This window comes from Thiomicrorhabdus sp. Kp2 (genome assembly GCF_000478585.1).
Taxonomy (GTDB): Bacteria; Pseudomonadota; Gammaproteobacteria; order Thiomicrospirales; family Thiomicrospiraceae; genus Thiomicrorhabdus.
This window is the reverse complement of sequence record NZ_ARWI01000001.1, coordinates 298,478-317,074: the sequence shown is the minus strand read 5'-3', so window position 1 is coordinate 317,074 and position 18,597 is coordinate 298,478. Positions and strand designations below refer to the sequence as shown.

Sequence of the window (18,597 nt, the reverse complement as noted above, 5' to 3'; positions counted from 1 at the left end):
ATCCATGATTTCAATGTCAGCAAAAGAACTTTTTACCTTTTTTCAAGAGAACTCGATTTGTGAATCTTTGACAAAACAAGACGTAGAAACCTTAACGCATTTCTTACAAGAAAAAGAGTACGCTGGCGGTGACATTATTTCAGATTCTGGTGAAGTGGGTGACTCGCTTGGCTTTATTATAAAAGGTAAGGTTCAGTTTTTGAGCTTTGATGGCCAAGATTCTGCAAGCGTGGGTAAGCAAGGAACAGGAACTTTAATTGGTGAAATGTCATTCTTTGATAGAAAACCACGTAACCTGCGTATGGAAGCCTGCAAAAAAGGGGTTACAGTACTTGAGCTTACACGAGCTATGTACGATCGCCTGAAAGTAGAAGAGCCTTATATTGTGGTAAATATTTTAGAAAATGCGATTGTCAGTTTAGATATTTTAGTGCGTCATATGGGAGATGATATCTCAGCACTAGGGCATTATATGCACGGTTTCGGCAAACACTAAAATTTATCGGTTATTTCGGCTTTAAATAAGATCATCTCTGTGTTGTTCGTTCGTCACCTACTGTATGTAGGCTCCTTACTCACGCCTTGACCTGATCTTATTTAAAACCGAACTAACTCGAAAATTGATTTTATATAATTTGACTTTTTTTCCTGGTCGTCAGTCACTTACTACTCGTAAGCTCATTTCTCCCGCCGTGAACTGAACCACCCACAGAAGCAATAAAACTGCAAATTGTGGATTAACAGTCATCTCTGTGTTGTTCGTTCGTCACCTACTGTATGTAGGCTCCTTACTCACGCCTTGACCTGATCTTATTTAAAACCGAACTAACTCGAAAATTGATTTTATATAATTTGACTTTCTTTGTTGGTCGTCAGTCATTTGCTATTCGCAAGCTTCTTTTTTATTAAAAAATACTTCGTGTCTTCGTGACTTCGTGGTTCATTAAAAATAAGTGATAAATTATTGTATTCTGGTGAAAAATCAGTAAAATACGCGAATTCGTCCCTATCATCGGTTGTGGAGGCGGATCTTTATTAAGACCGATCCAATGGAGTAAACATTATGTTTAACGCAGAAGTTAAAGCTAAAATCGTTGCTGAATACGCAACAAAAGAAGGTGATACTGGTTCACCTGAAGTTCAAGTTGCACTTTTAACTGCACGTATCAAATACCTTACTGAGCACTTTAAAACTCACAAGCAAGATAACCACTCTCGTACTGGTCTTCTTCGTCTTGTTAGCCGTCGTCGTAAGCTTTTAGATTACGTTCATAAGAAAGATGGTGAAAGATACCTAGCTCTTATCAAGCGTCTTGGTCTACGTAAGTAATTTTAGAATTACTTTACGGAGTTCAAAAGCTCAAAAAGACCCCGCAATGCGGGGTTTTTTTATGTCTAAAATTTCTTATTTTGCCCACCGTTCTAATTTTGCTAGATGCGATTTAAAAAACTGATTGTTTCGTTTTAAATTCTTATCGTTTAAGAGTAGAATGGATGAACTTTAATTTTTGCAAAAATAGATTGCCTGTAACCCGATAGCCTGAATCCCTAATGGTATGAATTTCAATCATTTCATTAGGGATTCAGGTTTCAGACAATAAGACGATTGTAAAAGTTAAGATTGAAACTTAATGAACGATTTAAAAGGACAAAATATGGCAAAGTTTACTAAAACTTTTCAGTATGGGCAGCACCAGGTAACTCTTGAAACTGGAGAGATTGCTCGTCAAGCAGACGGAGCAGTAATGATTGGAATGGGTGACACGCGCGTTTTAGTAACCGCAGTTGCCGCTAAGTCTGCAAAAGCAGGGCAAGACTTCTTTCCTTTAACCGTAAACTATCAAGAAAAAGCTTATGCAGCGGGTAAAATTCCTGGTGGTTTTTTAAAGCGTGAAGGTCGTCCTTCTGAAAAAGAAACCTTAACGTCTCGCCTTATTGATCGTCCTATTCGTCCGTTATTTCCAAAAGGTTTTTTAAATGAAGTGCAAATCATTGCAACGGTTGTTGCTTTAGACCCAGAAGTGGGTACAGAAGTACCTGCGATGTTGGGTACTTCTGCGGCATTAGCCATTTCTGGAATTCCATTTGATGGCCCAATTGGTGCGGCCATTGTTGGTTATAGCAATGATGAATTTATGCTAAATCCTAGTATGGATGAACTAGTGACTTCTGACTTAGAGTTAAGTGTTGCTGGTACAAAAGATGCCGTATTAATGGTTGAATCAGAAGCCGCAGAACTACCTGAAGATGTGATGTTAGGTGCGGTGATGTTTGGTCACCAACAGATGCAAGTAGCGATTGACGCAATTACTGAATTTGCGGCAGAAGCAGGTAAACCTCGTTGGGAATGGGAAGCAGCTGCGGTTAACACAGAATTAAAAGATGCAGTATTTGGTTTGATTCGTGCAGATGTTGAAGCCGCCTACTCTATTGCCGATAAAATGGATCGTTATGCGGCATTAGATGCAGCAAAAGCCAAAGCAATGGATGAACTAGCCTTATCTGAAAGCAATGAAACAGGTTTTGATGACAAAGAAATCGAAGGCATGTTTGGTAAGTTGCAGAAAGATATCGTGCGTGGTCGTGTTATTGCGGGCGAACCTCGTATTGATGGGCGCGATACTCAAACGGTTCGTGCGATTAACTGTCAAGTTGGTGTATTGCCACAAGTTCACGGTTCTGCTCTGTTTACGCGAGGTGAAACTCAGGCGTTAGTGGTCACAACTTTGGGTACTGAAAGAGACGCTAAAATTGTTGATGATTTAACAGGTTCTTACCATGACCGTTTTATGTTGCACTACAATTTTCCTCCATTCTCAGTAGGTGAGTGTGGCCGTACTGGTAGTCCAGGTCGTCGTGAGATTGGTCATGGAATGTTAGCTCGTCGTGGTGTTGCGGCTCTATTACCTACGGCTGAAGAGTTCCCATACACGATTCGTGTGGTGTCTGAGATTACGGAATCTAATGGTTCAAGTTCGATGGCTTCTGTTTGCGGTACTTCAATGTCATTGATGCACGCTGGTGTGCCTATTGCGGCACCAATTGCAGGGATTGCAATGGGCTTAATTAAAGAAGAGTCTGGTTTTGCGGTTCTTTCCGATATTTTAGGGGATGAAGATCACTTGGGTGATATGGACTTTAAAGTAGCGGGTACAGATCAAGGTATTACGGCTCTACAGATGGATATCAAAATCACGGGTATTACTGAAGAGATTATGCAGATTGCCTTAGAACAAGCGAAAGCTGGGCGTTTGCATATTTTGGGTGAGATGTCTAAAGCGATTAGCACATCAAATGAATCAGTTGGTGCAACCGCACCTCGTTTCTTTATGGTAAAAGTTAAACCAGAGAAAGTACGTGAAATCATCGGTAAAGGTGGCGCAACGATTCGTGCTTTAACAGAAGAGACTGGCTGTACGATTGAAATTGATGACGATGGTAACGTTAAAATCGCCGCAACCGACGATGAATCTGCAAATGCGGCTAAAGCGCGTATTGCTGAGATTACTGCTGAACCAGAAATTGGTAAAACTTACGATGCAGTTGTTAAAAAAATTGTTGATTTTGGGGCTTTTGTTGCCTATATGCCAGGTCGTGAAGGTTTAGTACACGTTTCTCAAATCGCTGAAGAGCGTGTGGAAGATGTGAGTAAATACCTTTCTGAAGGCCAAGAAATTAAGGTGAAATTAACCGATATTGATAAACAAGGTCGCGTTAAACTTTCAATGACGGCTGTTGAGAAATAATCTCAAGAGTTTCTCATTAAAGGGCTGCCATCTGGCAGCCTTTTTTTGTTTATAATCCCTGTAAATTAAACATAAAATAAAAAAGATGAATGGACACTGTATGACGCAAAATAAAACCCAATCGGTACAAATAAACCATCCAGCATTTGAGTTTAAAGGCGAGCAAGAGATTGAATCCTTAAATTTAACAATTCAACATTTTGAGCATAGAGTAACGGGAGCTGCACACTATCATTTAGCGGCAGATGACCCTCAAAATGTGTTTTTGGTTGGCTTAAGAACCGTGCCGATGGATTCAACGGGTGTAGCACATATTCTTGAACATACGACCTTGTGCGGCAGTGAAAAATACCCTGTTCGTGACCCCTTCTTTATGATGATTCGCCGTTCGTTAAATACCTTTATGAATGCCTTTACCTCAAGTGACTGGACAGCCTATCCATTTGCCACAGAGAACCGCAAAGATTTTCAGAATTTGTTACAGGTCTATATGGATGCGGTGTTTTTTCCGAATTTGGACGCGTTAGATTTTGCCCAAGAAGGGCACCGTTTTGAGTTTGAAGAGATGACGAATCCAGATTCGCCTTTGACCTATAAAGGCGTGGTATTCAATGAAATGAAAGGGGCGATGAGTTCACCTGTTTCGACACTTTGGCAGGCGTTTTCTGCAGAGCTGTATCCAACCAGCACTTATCACTATAACAGCGGTGGTGAGCCAGAAGACATTCCAAATTTAACGCATCAGCAATTATTGGATTTCCATAAACTGCATTATCATCCATCCAATTCGGTCTTTATGACTTACGGTGATATTAGTGCATTTGAACATCAAACTCAGTTTGAGAACCTGGCTTTAGAGCGTTTTAAAGATACTGTTCCTCAAGTGCATGTTGGATTGGAGCCTCGTTATTCTGAACCAAAAGTGGTTGAGTCAAGTTATGCCTTAGATGAAGAGGATGTGTCTAAGAAAACACACATCGTTTTAGGTTGGTTATTAGGTCAAAACCAAGACCCATTGCAAGTGTTACGCGGGCATTTACTGGCAGCAGTGTTGTTAGACAACAGTGCTTCACCATTACGTAAAGTGCTTGAAGAAACGAATTTAGCCAATGCGCCATCACCACTTTGTGGGTTTGAAGAGTCAAATAAAGAGATGGCTTTTGTGGTGGGTGTGCAAGGTTCTGAGCCAGAACACGCTCAAGCGATTGAAGAGATGATTTTAGCAGAGCTGCAACGTATTGTCGATGAAGGTGTGGAGCAATCTCAAGTTGAAGCGATGCTACATCAATTAGAACTTTCGCAACGTGAAGTTGGTGGTGACAGTTATCCTTACGGTTTACAGCTTATTTTGCACTCATTAGCGGGCGCTCTGCATGAGGGTGACCCAATTGCATTGTTAGATACCGATTCAGCCTTAAAACAACTAGAAAATGAAGTAAAGTCTCCTGACTTTATACCAGGCCTGGTAAAAACATTATTGTTAGATAATACGCACCGTGTTCGTTTAACTATGAAACCAGATACCGAGCTTTCGGCCAAAAAAGAACAGGCTGAAAAAACGAAATTAGCCGCCATTCAAGCCAAGCTAACCGATGCTGAAAAACAAGCGATTATTGACCAGGCTTTGGCTTTAGAAGAGCGTCAATCGCAAGAAGATGATCCAAGTATTTTGCCAGAAGTGACCAAAGAGGATATTCCAGCAGATATCAAACAATACCCAGCACAAATTTCACGCATTGCGGATATGTCGGTGAAGAGCTATCAATGTGGAACCAATGGTTTAACCTATGAGCAGTTAATTATTGATTTGCCAGAGTTGAATGAACAAGAGCAAGCGTTAATGCCGTTGTTTAATAGTTGTTTAACTGAAGTGGGCACAAGCCAAAGAGATTACATTCAAATGCAATCTCACCAAGCTGAAGTTTCTGGTGGCATTTCGGCTCGCTCAAGTATTCACTCTAAATTGGGTGAACCAAACGGTTGTCATAGCCATTTTATTTTGTCATCTAAAGCGCTGAACTGTAATCAGTTACCCATGGCTGAATTACTCAATGAAACATTGAATGAAGCGCGTTTTAATGAAGCGAATCGCCTAAAAGATTTGGTTTCACAAATTCGCTCTTCGATTGATCATGGCGTAACGGGAAATGGGCATGGCCAAGCGATGATGGCGGCGGTGCAAAACTTTACCCCAGCGGCTAAATGGAAGTTTGAACGTTCTGGTTTTAAGGGCATTCAGTACATTAAGACATTACATAAAGAACTGCAAGATTCAGATGATGCCATGCAATCGTTCAGTGATGGATTAAGTTCAATTCAAACGAAAATCAAGCAGTCCAGCAAACAAGGTTTAGTCGTTAGTGATGAAACGGGAATCGATTCAGCACTAAGTACTATGCAATCTGCGTGGCGGGGTTCTACGGAAACCAGTACATCTATACCAGGTTTTGAGTTTACGGCTAATCAACAGCCAATTAACCAGGCCTGGATAACCAGTACGCAGGTGAACTTTTGTGCACTGGCTTACCCAGCGGTTATGTCAGACCATGAAGATGCGGCTAAGTTATCGGTATTAGGTGCTTGTTTACGTAATGGTTTCTTGCACTCAGTGATTCGTGAAAAGGGCGGTGCTTATGGTGGCGGTGCTAGTTATAACGCAGAAGCATCAGCTTTTGTATTCTATTCATATCGTGACCCACGTTTATTAGAAACTTATGCGGACTTTAAGCGTGCCAAAGAGTGGTTAATGAGTTCAGAGGCCACACAAGCCAAAGTCGATGAAGCCATTTTAAACGTGATTAGTTCAATGGATAAACCAGGTTCACCAGCAGGCGAAATGAAAAAAGCCTTTTACCAAGAGTTATATGGTCGTACACACGATATTCGTATGGCGTATCGTGAAGGGGTTATTTCAACCACACTTAACGAATTACGAGAAGTTGCAGAACGTTATCTAAGCTCAGAAAATACTTCTTCAGCAGTGTTAACCCACAGTGGAATGAAAGATATTGTGGCGGATAATGGGTTTGAAATACACACTTTATAGTGTGTTTAACTTAGGTGTTTTAGTTAGCTAAAACACCTTATTCTTGATTAAGATTAAAGACGATTAATCACTTGTTTAGCCGTTTATGGTTCTTGGTACAACCGTAGGGTGGGTGTGCTGACGATTGGCTAGCATGGTTCATTAAAGCTTGTATATTAATCTCATTAGCCGGTAATGGCCTTTGATAAAGGTAGCCTTGTACCCGATCGCAACCCAATTCTTTGGCGACGTTTTCATGTTCGATGGTTTCAATACCTTCGGCTATGACGGTAATTCCTAAACTGTGTCCCATAGCGACAATGGCTTTCATTAATGAGTAGTCATTGCTGTCATAGGGGGCATCGCGTACAAATGCTTGATCGATTTTAAGAATTGAGACAGGAAAGTTTTTTAAATAACTCAATGAAGAGTAGCCCGTACCAAAGTCATCCAGTGATAGGGTTAATCCTTGTTGTCGCAGTTGTCTAAACTGTTCAACCAGACTAGAAGTGGCCTGAATGAGTGTGCTTTCTGTAATTTCTATGCCAATTTGGCTGGCGTCAATTTGATAACGTTCAAATTTTTCATTAACATAAGCGGCTATATCAAGTTCATGGATGTGTTTACCTGAAATGTTGATATCCACATGTAGTTCATATCCTTGTTTATGCCAGCGTTTTGTTTGGCGACAAACTTCTTCGAATACATAATCGTCAATTTGGCCAATTAAGCGGGTTTTTTCTGCAATGGGAAGAAAATCGTAAGGAGGGATCAGTTGTCCTTCTGGAGTTATCCAGCGCACCAATGCTTCAAAACCGATGAGTTGACCGTTATGTAAGTCAAATTGAGGTTGGTAATAGACTTCAAATTCTTCATTTTCTATCGCCCCTCTAAGTGCGCTTTCGGTTTTATGTTGGTGATGTAATTCAAGATTCATTTTTTCTTCAAAATAATGAAAGCGGCTTTTCCCTTCGTGTTTGGCATGGTACATAGCCGTATCGGCGTGTTTGAGGAGTTCTTCTGCACACTCACCATCTTGTGGATAATGGCTCACACCGATACTCGTAGAAACATGTAATGTCTGCTCTTTAATTACGAATGTTTTTTCGGTCAGGAGCAAGCGTGGTAGCAGCTGACTTGTAACCTCTGCATTTGTATGGGGTAGCAACAGAACGAATTCATCACCTCCAAAGCGAGAGAGGATGTCGTATTCTCTGAGTTGTTTAGACATAAAGTGACCGACCTCAATCAGTAGTTGATCCCCCATTGCGTGGCCAAGCGTGTCGTTCACTTTTTTAAAATCATCGATATCTAAAAAGCAGACGGCAAGATGATGGTCAAAACGACGCGCTTCTTTAATGTGCTGTTCAAGTTCAAGTAAAAATAATTCACGGTTTGGTAGCCCCGTTAATTTATCGTAGGATGCCATAAAGTTAAGCTGTTCAATGGTCTCATGAGCGGTCGATTCAGCATGTCGAATACGCCGACCAAAGTGGTTCATTGCCAATGTTAGTATAATGGATATGATTATGAATAGGAGGCTGGTGACAAGCACTTCCTGTTGAAAGCTATTTGACCACCTATTTAAATCAAGAGAGACAAATAGGTAACCTACAGGGTTAGCAAGTACATCGTGTAACGGAATGGAGCGCCATTCAATTTCGGGATTAAATGTACTTTCATAGCTTTGTTTTTCGCTTAACTGTATGACTTTTTGTAAATTGGGTAATTCAAAGGAGGATGCAGAAGATAGGTCCTGGTTTGCAGAGACCACTAAGTCTGAGTTATATTGCCAAGGCAAGCGATTTTCATTGAAAGGTTTTGCTCCCGCTTCCCAGTTCTGTTGAGTAAACAGGTTTTTATTAAGCCCAATAAACATTGGATGGCCTTCAATGCGAGAAAGTTCATTTATGACTTCAAGCACATCAACACCCAGTTCAATATAACCAATTGTCTGCCCTTGATGATTTTTCCATGGCATGACGGTTCGTAATGTTAATGTTCCTAGAAGACCTGCCTCGATGCCTGTGCTGATTTTGCCACTCTCTTGAGCGATTTGTTGCGTCATTCGTAAAATTTTGTCGCCATAGCGTTGCGGTTCGTGAACTCGTAAAAAATTGGTGCGATTGGTTTCAGTAAAGTAAAAGTGTGTGATGTGATTGGGTTTAAAAGCGTTTTCAAAAATCGGTTGAGTTAATTCAAGTAAGCTTTGGCGGTTTTTTTGCAGAAAGGCCTGCTTAATTGCATCATTTTCTTGAAGAAGGTGTAAGCTGCCTTGTAAATAAGAGATTTGTCTTTGTAGGTGGTTTTGGTAACTTTGTGTAATACCTTGTAGGTTTTTGTCTATGTGTTTATGCAAAGCACCATTAAATTGCATAAATGAGGCCACCAAAAATACGATAAACAGGAGAGCGAGTACCCCCGCGGTTATCAATGAAAGTCTACTTATTAAGTGCGATGAACGCTGAAGTGTCTGTTCTTGATTGAGGTATCTTTTCATAGGTTCACTAAAGTGTTAAATTGTGTTAATTCAATAACATTCGGTTAAAATCATTCAGGACAAATAAGTATATCATGCAAGAACTACGTATTATATCCCCTTGAATGATTGTGGAATAATCTTCTATATATTTGGGATTATGTTTTACTATTTGCTCGACATTAAAATACATTTAGTGAGCAATCTAAAAAATTCAAAATACTCTTAACAAAAGCGTTGGTTTGGCAGTGTTAGAACCTTACTTAGTATTGAGTATATATGAAACTCTTTCATTATTAATCTGTTATCCAAAATAAAGAGTGAATACCATGCCCCATATTATTATTGAATACAGCTTAGATTCATTTGAAAAGCTGAGTTTACCAGGCCTGGTAACTTCTGTTTTTGATGCTGTAGTTAAGAGCAAAACAGTGAAGGCTGAAAATATAAAAGTTAGAGTCCATGCCACCGAATTTTATAAACTGGGATTGGCGGAATCAGGTTTTATTCATGTGGAGTGTAGAACGCATCAGGGAAAAACAGAAGAAGAAAAACAAGTGATATCTCAAGTGATATTGGATGCAATAGAAGCTGAGATTCAAAAGCTTGCAAAACATTCAATGGTAATCACCGTTGAAGTCGTAGAGATGCATACACAAAGTTACGCTAAAGCGATGCTTACAATCAATTAGGCTAAGTGAATAGAGTGGGTTTATCAATAGGGATTATCAATAGTGGGGGCATCAATTAAAAAAGGGGAATTCAATTCCCCTTTTTTATTGTGTTGACCATGTTGACTGTGTTGATATTACTCAATAAACACTAAATACTGTAACTTCCATAAATCAAACAACAGTTTGATATTACCTTCATTCTCGCCAGCCAACATAATGGCTTCTTGGGTTAAAAACGATTGATTTGCCAGTTGGGCAATGAATTTATCACTTGCCCCAAAGGTTTCCCAAATGGCACCGTTAATATACAGTTTGGTTTCATTTTCAATAACCGCGTAAGCAAAACGACAAACAGGGTCTTTTACCAGGCCTGGTTCAACCTGTAGCGCTCCGATAAAGTCTTCAATATCTGGAGTTTCTTCTTCTGTTAACGGTTCTGGCAGTTGTTGAGCCGCCACTTGGTCTAACTGAGTGGCAAAACGGCCAAACCAGGTTTTCATTAGGGTTTTATCTTGTAATACGTTTTGTAACAGGGTTTGAGCTTGCTCGCTAGCCGCATCGGTAATTTCACCTGGGTTGAGGTTTTCTGGCCAAATTGGGTCAATGTACAAGTCTTTAAAACTTCCCATCTCCGATAGATGGTCGCCAAAGCTATCCCAAAGCTCTTGTCCGCGATAAGTACGGTAACCAATAGAGTAGGTCATGCATTCATCATCTAAAGCAACACCGTGATGTCCCCATTTAGGTGGAATATAGAGAATATCGCCTTTTTCAAATACGTAATCTTCTTCGACTTTAAATGTTTCCATTAAACGTAAATCGACACCTTGAATATAGTTATCTTCAGAGCAGTCTTGCGAGGTGAGTTTCCAATTACGTTTACCTGCGGCTTGCAGTAAAAACACATCGTAATGGTCAAAGTGTGGGCCAACGTTTCCACCTCTGGTGGCATAACTAATCATAATGTCATCAATTCGCCAGCGAGGTAAAAAGTCAAAGTCATTTAAAATATCGGTGACTTCTGGCACTAAACGATCCATACCTTGAATCAATAAAGTCCAATTCTTTTCAGGCAGGTTTTCATAGGTTGATTCATCAAAAGGGCCTTTAAGCAGTTGATAATCTTTTTCACCATTTTGAATCACAATTCGGCTTTCAACTTCCTCTTCTAAAGAAAGACCAGCTAACTCTTCGGCAGAAACAGGCGTTTCAAAATCAGGCAAAGCACCACGAATCACTAACGGCTTTTTTTGCCAATAGTCTGAAAGAAAAGTTTGTAAATCAATATCTTGAAACTGAATCATAATCAATATTCTCTAAGGTTTTTATTGAACCACGAAGTCACGAAGACACGAAGTTTTAAGAATTTTAAAGTTAGGGTAGGTGTTGTAGAAAGGGTGTTTGTGGTGAAAATATAAAACTTGTTAACCTTGAAGAACGAAGTCATAACTTTTTAAAAAAACTTTGTGACTTCGTGTCTTCGTGGTTAACCTAGATTATCTTGCCTTTAACATTGTGATTGCTAACTCTATGTTTTGAGCTTGCTGTGCGGCATTACCAATATAGGTACCAGGCGTTAAATCACGTAAATACTGTTTAGCGTCTTCTGGTAAACCATCCAAACCATCTACAAAGTTTTGCATGATCTCTTTGTTAACACGCTGTCCACGAGTTAAATCTTTTAGCTTCTCATAAGGTTTTTCAAAACCGTGACGACGCATCACTGTTTGAATCGCTTCGGCTAAGACTTCCCAGTTGCTGTCTAAGTCTTGAGCCATCGCTTCTGCGTTGACTTCTAATTTACCTAAACCTTTCATGGTCGCTTGCAAAGAGATCATAGTATGAGCCACACCCACGCCTAGGTTACGTAAAACGGTCGAGTCCGTTAAATCACGCTGCCATCTTGAGATAGGCAGTTTCATCGCAAGGTGTTCAAAGATGGCATTAGCAATCCCTAAGTTACCTTCTGAGTTTTCAAAGTCGATTGGGTTAACTTTGTGTGGCATAGCCGAAGAACCAATCTCACCCGCAACCGTTTTTTGTTTGAAGAAACCAACCGAAATGTAACTCCAAACATCACGGTCAAAATCGATAAGGATGGTATTGAAACGAGACATTGCATGGAAATATTCAGCAATGTAATCATGTGGTTCAATCTGAGTGGTGTAAGGGTTCCAAAGAAGACCTAAGCTTTGTACAAACTGCTCAGAAAGCTCATACCAATTAACATCTGGGTATGAGGCTAGGTGGGCATTATAGTTACCTGTTGCACCATTGATTTTACCCATGATTTGCACATTCATTAACTGCTTAGCTTGACGCTGTAAACGGTAAGCCACGTTAGCCCACTCTTTACCTGCTGAAGTAGGAGAGGCTGGCTGACCATGGGTACGAGCCATCATCGGAATGTCAGCCATTTCAACACTCATCTCAACCACTTTAGCAATTAGCTTATCCATCTCAGGAATAATCGCAAATTCACGCGCGTCTTTCAGCATTAGGGCATAAGACAGGTTATTGATGTCTTCTGAAGTACAAGCAAAGTGTACAAACTCAGACACCGCCATTAACTCATCATTACTGGCAAAGTGTTCTTTAATTAGGTATTCAACCGCTTTAACGTCGTGGTTAGTAGTGCGCTCAATCTCTTTAACACGCTGCGCCATCTCTAAGGTGAACTCATCCACCAATTTGATTAGGTGGTTTTCAGCTTCAGAACTTAACTTTGGAATTTCAGGAAAACCAGGATGGTTTGCCAACATACGTAACCAAAAAACTTCGACTTTTACACGGTTTTTAATTAAACCAAATTCACTAAAAATTTCTTTTAAATTATCTAAACGTGCGCCATAACGACCATCGACAGGAGAAATTGCGGTTAATTCTGAAAGTTGCATAAGTTAAGTTCCTTTAATCACACAGTGAGCTAAATTTAATGGCGGAAATTATACCCTAAAAAGGCTAGTAGTTTGATATTAAAGAGGTTGAGTTTTTGGGTTTATGGAGATGTTAAAGGCTAATAAAGAATTACCAGAAAGAATTACCAGGCCTGGTTGAATTTTTTGTTACCTGATTTAATAAAACAGTGGCTTTTAAAGCCACATTTACTTTATTCATACTTATTGTAAGTGTGTTTAATGGCGACTAAAACCAATAGGATTTTAAAATTGGTTAATCAACAAGGTCACTTTTTGGAAAGATACGGTTTCGTCCTTGAGTCTTTGCCTGATATAGGGCTTTATCTGCTCTAGCAATGAAGTCGTCTAGGCTTTCATTCTCTTGATAAAGCGCTATGCCTATACTGGATGTGATTAGATTAACGTCTTTAAAGCGGCTTGAAGAAATGGTCAAGCGAAGTTTTTCCGCTTTGACAGCAAGATCCTCAAAAGAGTGGACGCTTATTAGTATTAAAAATTCTTCACCACCCCAACGAATTAATACATCTTGTGAGCGAATGTGGTTATGAATAATATCGACTAATTGTTTCAGTACACGGTCACCTGTGGCATGTCCATAGGTGTCGTTGATTTTTTTAAAGTGGTCTATGTCTAAAAATAGGGCTCCAAGCTTTCTTTTCTCGTTTTGAGTGCTCTTGATGATGTTGGGCGATATTGTTTCAAAGTATTGACGATTATACGCTTGAGTGAGAGGGTCGTGAATGGCTTTGGATTCCATTAAAAAATGCTCTTTCATGGTGTCTGTAATATCAACAAAGTTAAAGATATAGCTGTTGTCAAAGGGCTTTATCAGTAGTGAAAAAATAACGGGATTTTGCTTCTTATCTAATAGGCATACCATTCGTTTGTTGCTGGGCAATTTGAGAATGAATTCAGGCCAACGATTATGTTGAGATTTTGATAGCTTTCCTAGGTGAAAAAATCGTTCATCCTCTTCAAACAGCTCACATACACAGGTATGTTTTTTCAAAAAAGCATTTAAATTAGGGTAGTTAAAGAAGCTTAAAAAAGCTTGGTTAACGTAGTCTGGATATTGTCCATTCGTGACTAAGATAATGGATTCTTGGCTGTCAAGAATTTGTTGAGTGGTAGACGATAAATGTTTATAGCGTTTTGTATTCAAAGATTCTTTGAAGATAAAAATAACCAAAAAAGAGATTAACGCTAGGCCAGACAGTAACAAAATAAAGTGTAATTGTTTTTGAAACAGTAAAGAAGGGCTCTCTTTTTGAATGATTATGGCCGCAGATACTTCCTCATTGAACGTATTTTTTATCGGGATAAAACTAAATAAAATATTTTGGTTAATGTGAGAATTTGCAGGTTGTATGGAGAAGACAGCACCACGATTAATTTGATGAGATATTTGAGACAATTGTTCTTTTGAAAAGTTTTGTAAGTTGGTTGCGATGCCTTCTGAAATGAGAGCTTGAGTGACTTGTTTTTCAGCCAAAAAGTGGGTTAACTCACTTGGTATATAGTTATCTAACTCTGAAGTGAATACGTTTTTTTCCACCAGTGATTTTTTAATAATAAAACCTGTTCTAGCATGTCTGAAATTTGCAAACTCTTTAGCAATAGCATGCGCCGTAAATGAAATTTCAACACTTCCTAAGTGCTCAGTTTGGCCTGTTATATTGATGTGTGAAATGGGATAAACATAACGAAAACCGTTGAATATTCGACCTTCTTCAAAACCTTGAAAAGGTTCATTGTGGCTGTTAACCCACTCAACACCCTGTCTAATGCCTGTTAAATTATCACCATATTTTTCAGGTCGATGAAATCTCAAAAAACTTTCATTGTTTTTTAAATGAAAGTGGAGTTGCTTAATGTCAAAGGCTTTTAATCCTTCATATTCATCTTTTAATAGGTTAAATAATGCTGTTCTAGCCTGCTCTTTTTGTTTTGCAGAGCCATAAGCATCACTCATTAATCGATTGATTTCAGGGCGTTGGATGATGTTTTGGAGTGTGACCAAAGAGAGCGTTTCTAGTTTTTCATAAAAAATGGCATAGTCGCGTTCAATTTCAAGGTTATAGGATTTTATGAAATTCGCTTCAGTTGATTGATAACTCCAGGTTATGAAGCCTGTATAGGCAATAACTAATAGTATATAGAGCGTTAAAAACCGTTGTTTAAATTTACTTTCATCGGCTGTTTTCAAAGAGCCAATAAGGTTACGATTTTTTAAAAAATAGGTTGCAAAAACAATAATTAAAATAGCCAATATCATGAGCAAATTAATATTGTTTTTCATCTCATTAATCGCACTTAAATCGATTAAGTTTAAGGGTTTAAAAACTAATAAATCTGCCAACAAGTTATTGTTGTTATCAAATAACGCTTGATGAATGACTAAGAATTTATTTTCCCTATCCATCACATAGGGTTGGCTTTCCGAAATGAAATGTGACAAGCCTTTACTGGTTATTAATTCAATTAATTGCGGGCTAGCATTTTTATTAGCCACATAATGGTCACCTGCAAAAATGTTTGTAAAAGGCATTTTAAGTTGTGACTTAAAATGCTGGTTGACGGCAAAAACGGGTAATAATTTGTTCGCTTGGAGTTTTTCGGCAATTGAATTGAAGTGGGTAATGACTTCAATAATGCCAATAAATTGCTGATTATCGTTATATATTGGAACCATGGATTTAAAGCTCAAATCAAACTTACCTACGCTAATAGTCGATTTTGCCTGAGGGTTTTTTATCATTTGTTTCACGTCAACCCGAATTTTTGATAGGTCTTCACCTTTGTCGTCTGACCAGGTTCTAGCCAAACTTTTACCTTGAACAGAAATGAGTTGAATCCAAACATTTTTATAGTCTGTTGATTGCTTTAAGCGTTGGGTGAGCTTCTTTAAATAATCTAAGTAGTTTTTGGGGTTTTTAAAGGCATAAGCAATGTCTTTGTCTTGAGTTAGTGTAATTGCTAGGGTATTTGTAGCGCTTTGTTTTTCGGCAATTAAGGTTGTAAGCTGAGATTGAATGCTACGGCTGAGATGTTTGAATTTTTGTTGTTCAAGGGTTTGAGTTTGAGCTTTTTTATACTGTTGACCAAGCCATATTGTTATTATGATTAGTAATAGTGGGAGAGCCAGATATTTTAAGTTTTTAGATTGTAGCATGGCGTTTGAGGTGCTTTTCTAATTGAATTTTCTTAAGTCTAGCCAATATTTGCCCTAAAAGAAATTTTTTGTGTTTTATTCTTGCGTTAGATTATTTATAGTGCTTTTTTAATAAAAAGAGTTCTTTTATTGATACAGGTAAATGTTATTTTAGTAAAAGCTAAAACCCTAGAGTAATGCCTGTTTTTAGTTTACATTGACACCTATCAAATGACCAGGCCTGGTAACTCAAGTAAAAAGGGAGGAGTGTTGTTAATGTGGCTAAGGGTGTGTTGTAGGTTGTTTATCTTTATTCAATAATTAAATATTGTTCTTTGTCTGCAACACCATCCCATTCATCAGCGTCAGCAGGAGCAGGAATCACCTCGGTAATTACTGGCCAAATCTGCGCTAAATCTTTATTCATTTGGCGGTAATGTTGCATGCCTTCTGGCAGAGCATCTTCTTGAAAAATCGCCTCGGCAGGGCATTCAGGTGAACATAGGTCGCAATCTATGCAAATCTCAGGATTTATCGCTAAAAAGTTAGGCCCTTCATGAAACGCATCAACAGGGCACACAGCCACACAATCGGTGTATTTACATTTAATGCAATTTTCGGTAACGACAAAGGCCATATTCTTTCTTCGCTATATTGGGTTAAATTCTGCTAAAATTTGCGCTTTATACTGCAAGTTGAAACCGAACTAACGTCTAAAATTAAGGTGCGATTATATTACTTTATGAAGTATAAAATGCAACCTTAAATACTGATTTAGACAGCCTAAAGAGCTCTTTAGAGTTTCGTTTTTCATTCGTTTTTCATTTATTTTTACTATAACTAAGTAACATAAATTTGGATATCCCATGATTCGTATCACCAATATCAAACTCCCTTTAGACCATAAAGAAACTGAACTTAAAAAAGCGATTTTATCCGCGCTGGATATTCAGGAAAATCAACTGCTTGATTTTACGGTTTTTAGACGTGGATTTGACGCCAGAAGCAAAAATCAAATTAGTTTGTTATATACCATTGATGCATCTACTCGTAATGACGATGCTGTGCTTAACGCGAACAAAGATAATCAAAATATCAGAGTCACACCTGATATGACTTATAAGTATGTGGCTAAAGCACCAGAGAACTTAACCGAGCGACCTGTGGTGGTTGGTTTTGGCCCTTGTGGCATTTTTGCAGGCCTGGTATTGGCTGAGATGGGTTATAAACCGATTGTGCTGGATCGTGGTAAAGAGGTGCGTGAGCGCACCAAAGATACGTTTGGTTTTTGGCGTTCTAAAACCTTAAATACCGAATCGAATGTGCAGTTTGGTGAAGGTGGAGCAGGTACGTTCTCGGACGGCAAACTCTGGACACAAATTAAAGATAAAAAACACTATGGCCGTAAAGTGATGAGTGACTTTGTAGAGGCGGGTGCACCAGAAGAAATTTTATATGTGAGTAAGCCGCATATCGGTACCTTTAAGTTAGTGGCGATGGTTGAGAAAATGCGTGCCAAATTGATTGAATTAGGTGGCGAGATTCGTTTTAACTCACGTGTAGATGATTTGCATATTGAAGACGGGCAAGTGACAGGACTGACTTTGGCGAATGGCGAAGAGATAAAGTCAAAATACATTGCTTTAGCTACAGGCCACAGTGCTCGTGATACCTTTGAAATGCTGTATGAAAAAGGCGTGTATCTTGAAGCAAAACCCTTCTCAATCGGTTTTAGGGTTGAGCATAATCAATCGTCCATTGATGAAGTGTTATTTGGTAAAAATGCAGGTAACCCTATTTTGGGTGCGGCTGATTACAAGTTAGTACATCACTGTAAAAACGGGCGTTCGGTTTATAGTTTTTGTATGTGTCCTGGAGGCACTGTGGTGGCGGCGACTTCGGAAGAGAACCGAGTGGTGACCAACGGAATGAGCCAGTATTCACGTAATGAACGTAATGCTAATGCGGCACTTGTAGTGGGTATTGATCCAAAAGATTACCCCAGCGATAGCCCATTGGCTGGCATTGAGTTACAGCGTCAGCTCGAAAGTGCAGCCTATAAATTAGGTGGTGAAAATTACGATGCCCCTGCACAGCTAGTGGGGGATTATTTGTCTAACAAGCCATCTGACCATTTGGGTAACGTTGAGCCCTCTTATAAACCAGGCGTAAAACTCACTGATTTAACACAAATTTTGCCAGAGTATTGTCGTGAGGCATTGCAAGAAGCAATACCAGCGTTTAATAAAAAGATTAAAGGTTTCGCCAGAAAAGATGCCTTGTTAACAGGGGTTGAAACCAGAACCTCTTCTCCAGTGTGTATTAAACGTGGTGCTGATTACCAAAGCGTAAACGTGAAAGGTTTATACCCAGCAGGAGAAGGTGCTGGTTATGCGGGTGGCATTATGTCTGCCGCCATTGATGGAATTAAGGTGGCTGAGGCGATGGCGCTTGCCATAAATGAAAAAAATAAATAAAAGTCGTGAATGTAAGTCGTTAATAAACATCTTCAATGCTTTTACAAACTTTTACTTCAATTAGTTTAAAGCTACCAGGCCTGGTTGTTTTAAACGAACAAATCCAGTCAATCACATATTAATTGGG

General features: G+C 39.1%; 11 protein-coding genes. 6 read left to right on the top strand and 5 right to left on the bottom strand.

The features are described from left to right. Positions 1-4 precede the first annotated feature (4 nt). From A379_RS01500 to A379_RS01485, 4 genes are all read left to right on the top strand, one after another. Complete coding sequence (locus A379_RS01500) at positions 5-496, top strand: Crp/Fnr family transcriptional regulator (RefSeq protein ID WP_051144890.1); 492 nt, start codon at positions 5-7, stop codon at positions 494-496. A gap of 567 nt (positions 497-1,063) precedes the next feature. After that, on the top strand, positions 1,064-1,330 hold the full coding sequence (gene rpsO / locus A379_RS01495; protein WP_040725184.1) for a 30S ribosomal protein S15: 267 nt from the start codon (positions 1,064-1,066) through the stop codon (positions 1,328-1,330). 325 nt (positions 1,331-1,655) lie between these two features. Further along, positions 1,656-3,746 (top strand): polyribonucleotide nucleotidyltransferase, encoded by a 2,091-nt coding sequence (gene pnp, locus A379_RS01490; protein ID WP_040728507.1) that lies wholly within the window; start codon positions 1,656-1,658, stop codon positions 3,744-3,746. Between the two features lie 100 nt (positions 3,747-3,846). Continuing rightward, a complete protein-coding gene (locus A379_RS01485; protein ID WP_040725182.1) occupies positions 3,847-6,792 on the top strand; it encodes an insulinase family protein in 2,946 nt (981 codons plus the stop codon). A 67-nt stretch (positions 6,793-6,859) separates the two neighbouring features. Here the strand turns inward: A379_RS01485 and A379_RS12525 are convergent, their stop codons facing one another. Continuing rightward, positions 6,860-9,271 carry an EAL domain-containing protein gene (locus tag A379_RS12525; RefSeq protein WP_081696301.1) on the bottom strand — a complete coding sequence of 804 codons (2,412 nt, stop codon included), beginning with the start codon at positions 9,269-9,271 and terminating at the stop codon, positions 6,860-6,862. Between the two features lie 308 nt (positions 9,272-9,579). On the opposite strand from A379_RS12525, the gene A379_RS01475 reads away from it, so the two are divergent. Next, positions 9,580-9,942: a 5-carboxymethyl-2-hydroxymuconate Delta-isomerase gene (locus A379_RS01475; protein WP_040725180.1), complete on the top strand. Its 363-nt coding sequence runs from the start codon at positions 9,580-9,582 to the stop codon at positions 9,940-9,942. 116 nt (positions 9,943-10,058) lie between these two features. Here the strand turns inward: A379_RS01475 and A379_RS01470 are convergent, their stop codons facing one another. The 4 genes from A379_RS01470 to fdxA form a co-directional block, all read right to left on the bottom strand. Further along, positions 10,059-11,228, bottom strand: coding sequence for a cupin domain-containing protein (locus tag A379_RS01470; protein ID WP_040725178.1), 1,170 nt, complete (start codon positions 11,226-11,228; stop codon positions 10,059-10,061). Positions 11,229-11,420: 192 nt separating this feature from the next. Next, positions 11,421-12,821 carry an adenylosuccinate lyase gene (purB, locus tag A379_RS01465; protein ID WP_040725176.1) on the bottom strand — a complete coding sequence of 467 codons (1,401 nt, stop codon included), beginning with the start codon at positions 12,819-12,821 and terminating at the stop codon, positions 11,421-11,423. Positions 12,822-13,095: 274 nt separating this feature from the next. After that, the gene (locus A379_RS12520; protein WP_051144883.1) at positions 13,096-16,014 is read right to left on the bottom strand and encodes a diguanylate cyclase; all 2,919 of its coding nucleotides are present in this window, start codon (positions 16,012-16,014) and stop codon (positions 13,096-13,098) included. A 289-nt stretch (positions 16,015-16,303) separates the two neighbouring features. Then, positions 16,304-16,630, bottom strand: a complete 327-nt coding sequence (gene fdxA / locus A379_RS01455) for a ferredoxin FdxA (protein WP_040725174.1) — start codon at positions 16,628-16,630, stop codon at positions 16,304-16,306. A gap of 229 nt (positions 16,631-16,859) precedes the next feature. On the opposite strand from fdxA, the gene A379_RS01450 reads away from it, so the two are divergent. After that, the gene (locus A379_RS01450; protein ID WP_040725171.1) at positions 16,860-18,470 is read left to right on the top strand and encodes an NAD(P)/FAD-dependent oxidoreductase; all 1,611 of its coding nucleotides are present in this window, start codon (positions 16,860-16,862) and stop codon (positions 18,468-18,470) included. The last annotated feature ends 127 nt before the right edge of the window (positions 18,471-18,597 follow it).

Coding starts and splice junctions, on each gene's coding strand:
- A379_RS12520 (WP_051144883.1), bottom strand. CDS start 16,014: ATGCTACAATCTAAAAACTTAAAATATCTGGCTCTCCCACTATTACTA.
- rpsO (WP_040725184.1), top strand. CDS start 1,064: ATGTTTAACGCAGAAGTTAAAGCTAAAATCGTTGCTGAATACGCAACA.
- A379_RS01500 (WP_051144890.1), top strand. CDS start 5: ATGATTTCAATGTCAGCAAAAGAACTTTTTACCTTTTTTCAAGAGAAC.
- fdxA (WP_040725174.1), bottom strand. CDS start 16,630: ATGGCCTTTGTCGTTACCGAAAATTGCATTAAATGTAAATACACCGAT.
- A379_RS01485 (WP_040725182.1), top strand. CDS start 3,847: ATGACGCAAAATAAAACCCAATCGGTACAAATAAACCATCCAGCATTT.
- A379_RS01475 (WP_040725180.1), top strand. CDS start 9,580: ATGCCCCATATTATTATTGAATACAGCTTAGATTCATTTGAAAAGCTG.
- A379_RS12525 (WP_081696301.1), bottom strand. CDS start 9,271: ATGAAAAGATACCTCAATCAAGAACAGACACTTCAGCGTTCATCGCAC.
- pnp (WP_040728507.1), top strand. CDS start 1,656: ATGGCAAAGTTTACTAAAACTTTTCAGTATGGGCAGCACCAGGTAACT.
- purB (WP_040725176.1), bottom strand. CDS start 12,821: ATGCAACTTTCAGAATTAACCGCAATTTCTCCTGTCGATGGTCGTTAT.
- A379_RS01450 (WP_040725171.1), top strand. CDS start 16,860: ATGATTCGTATCACCAATATCAAACTCCCTTTAGACCATAAAGAAACT.
- A379_RS01470 (WP_040725178.1), bottom strand. CDS start 11,228: ATGATTCAGTTTCAAGATATTGATTTACAAACTTTTCTTTCAGACTAT.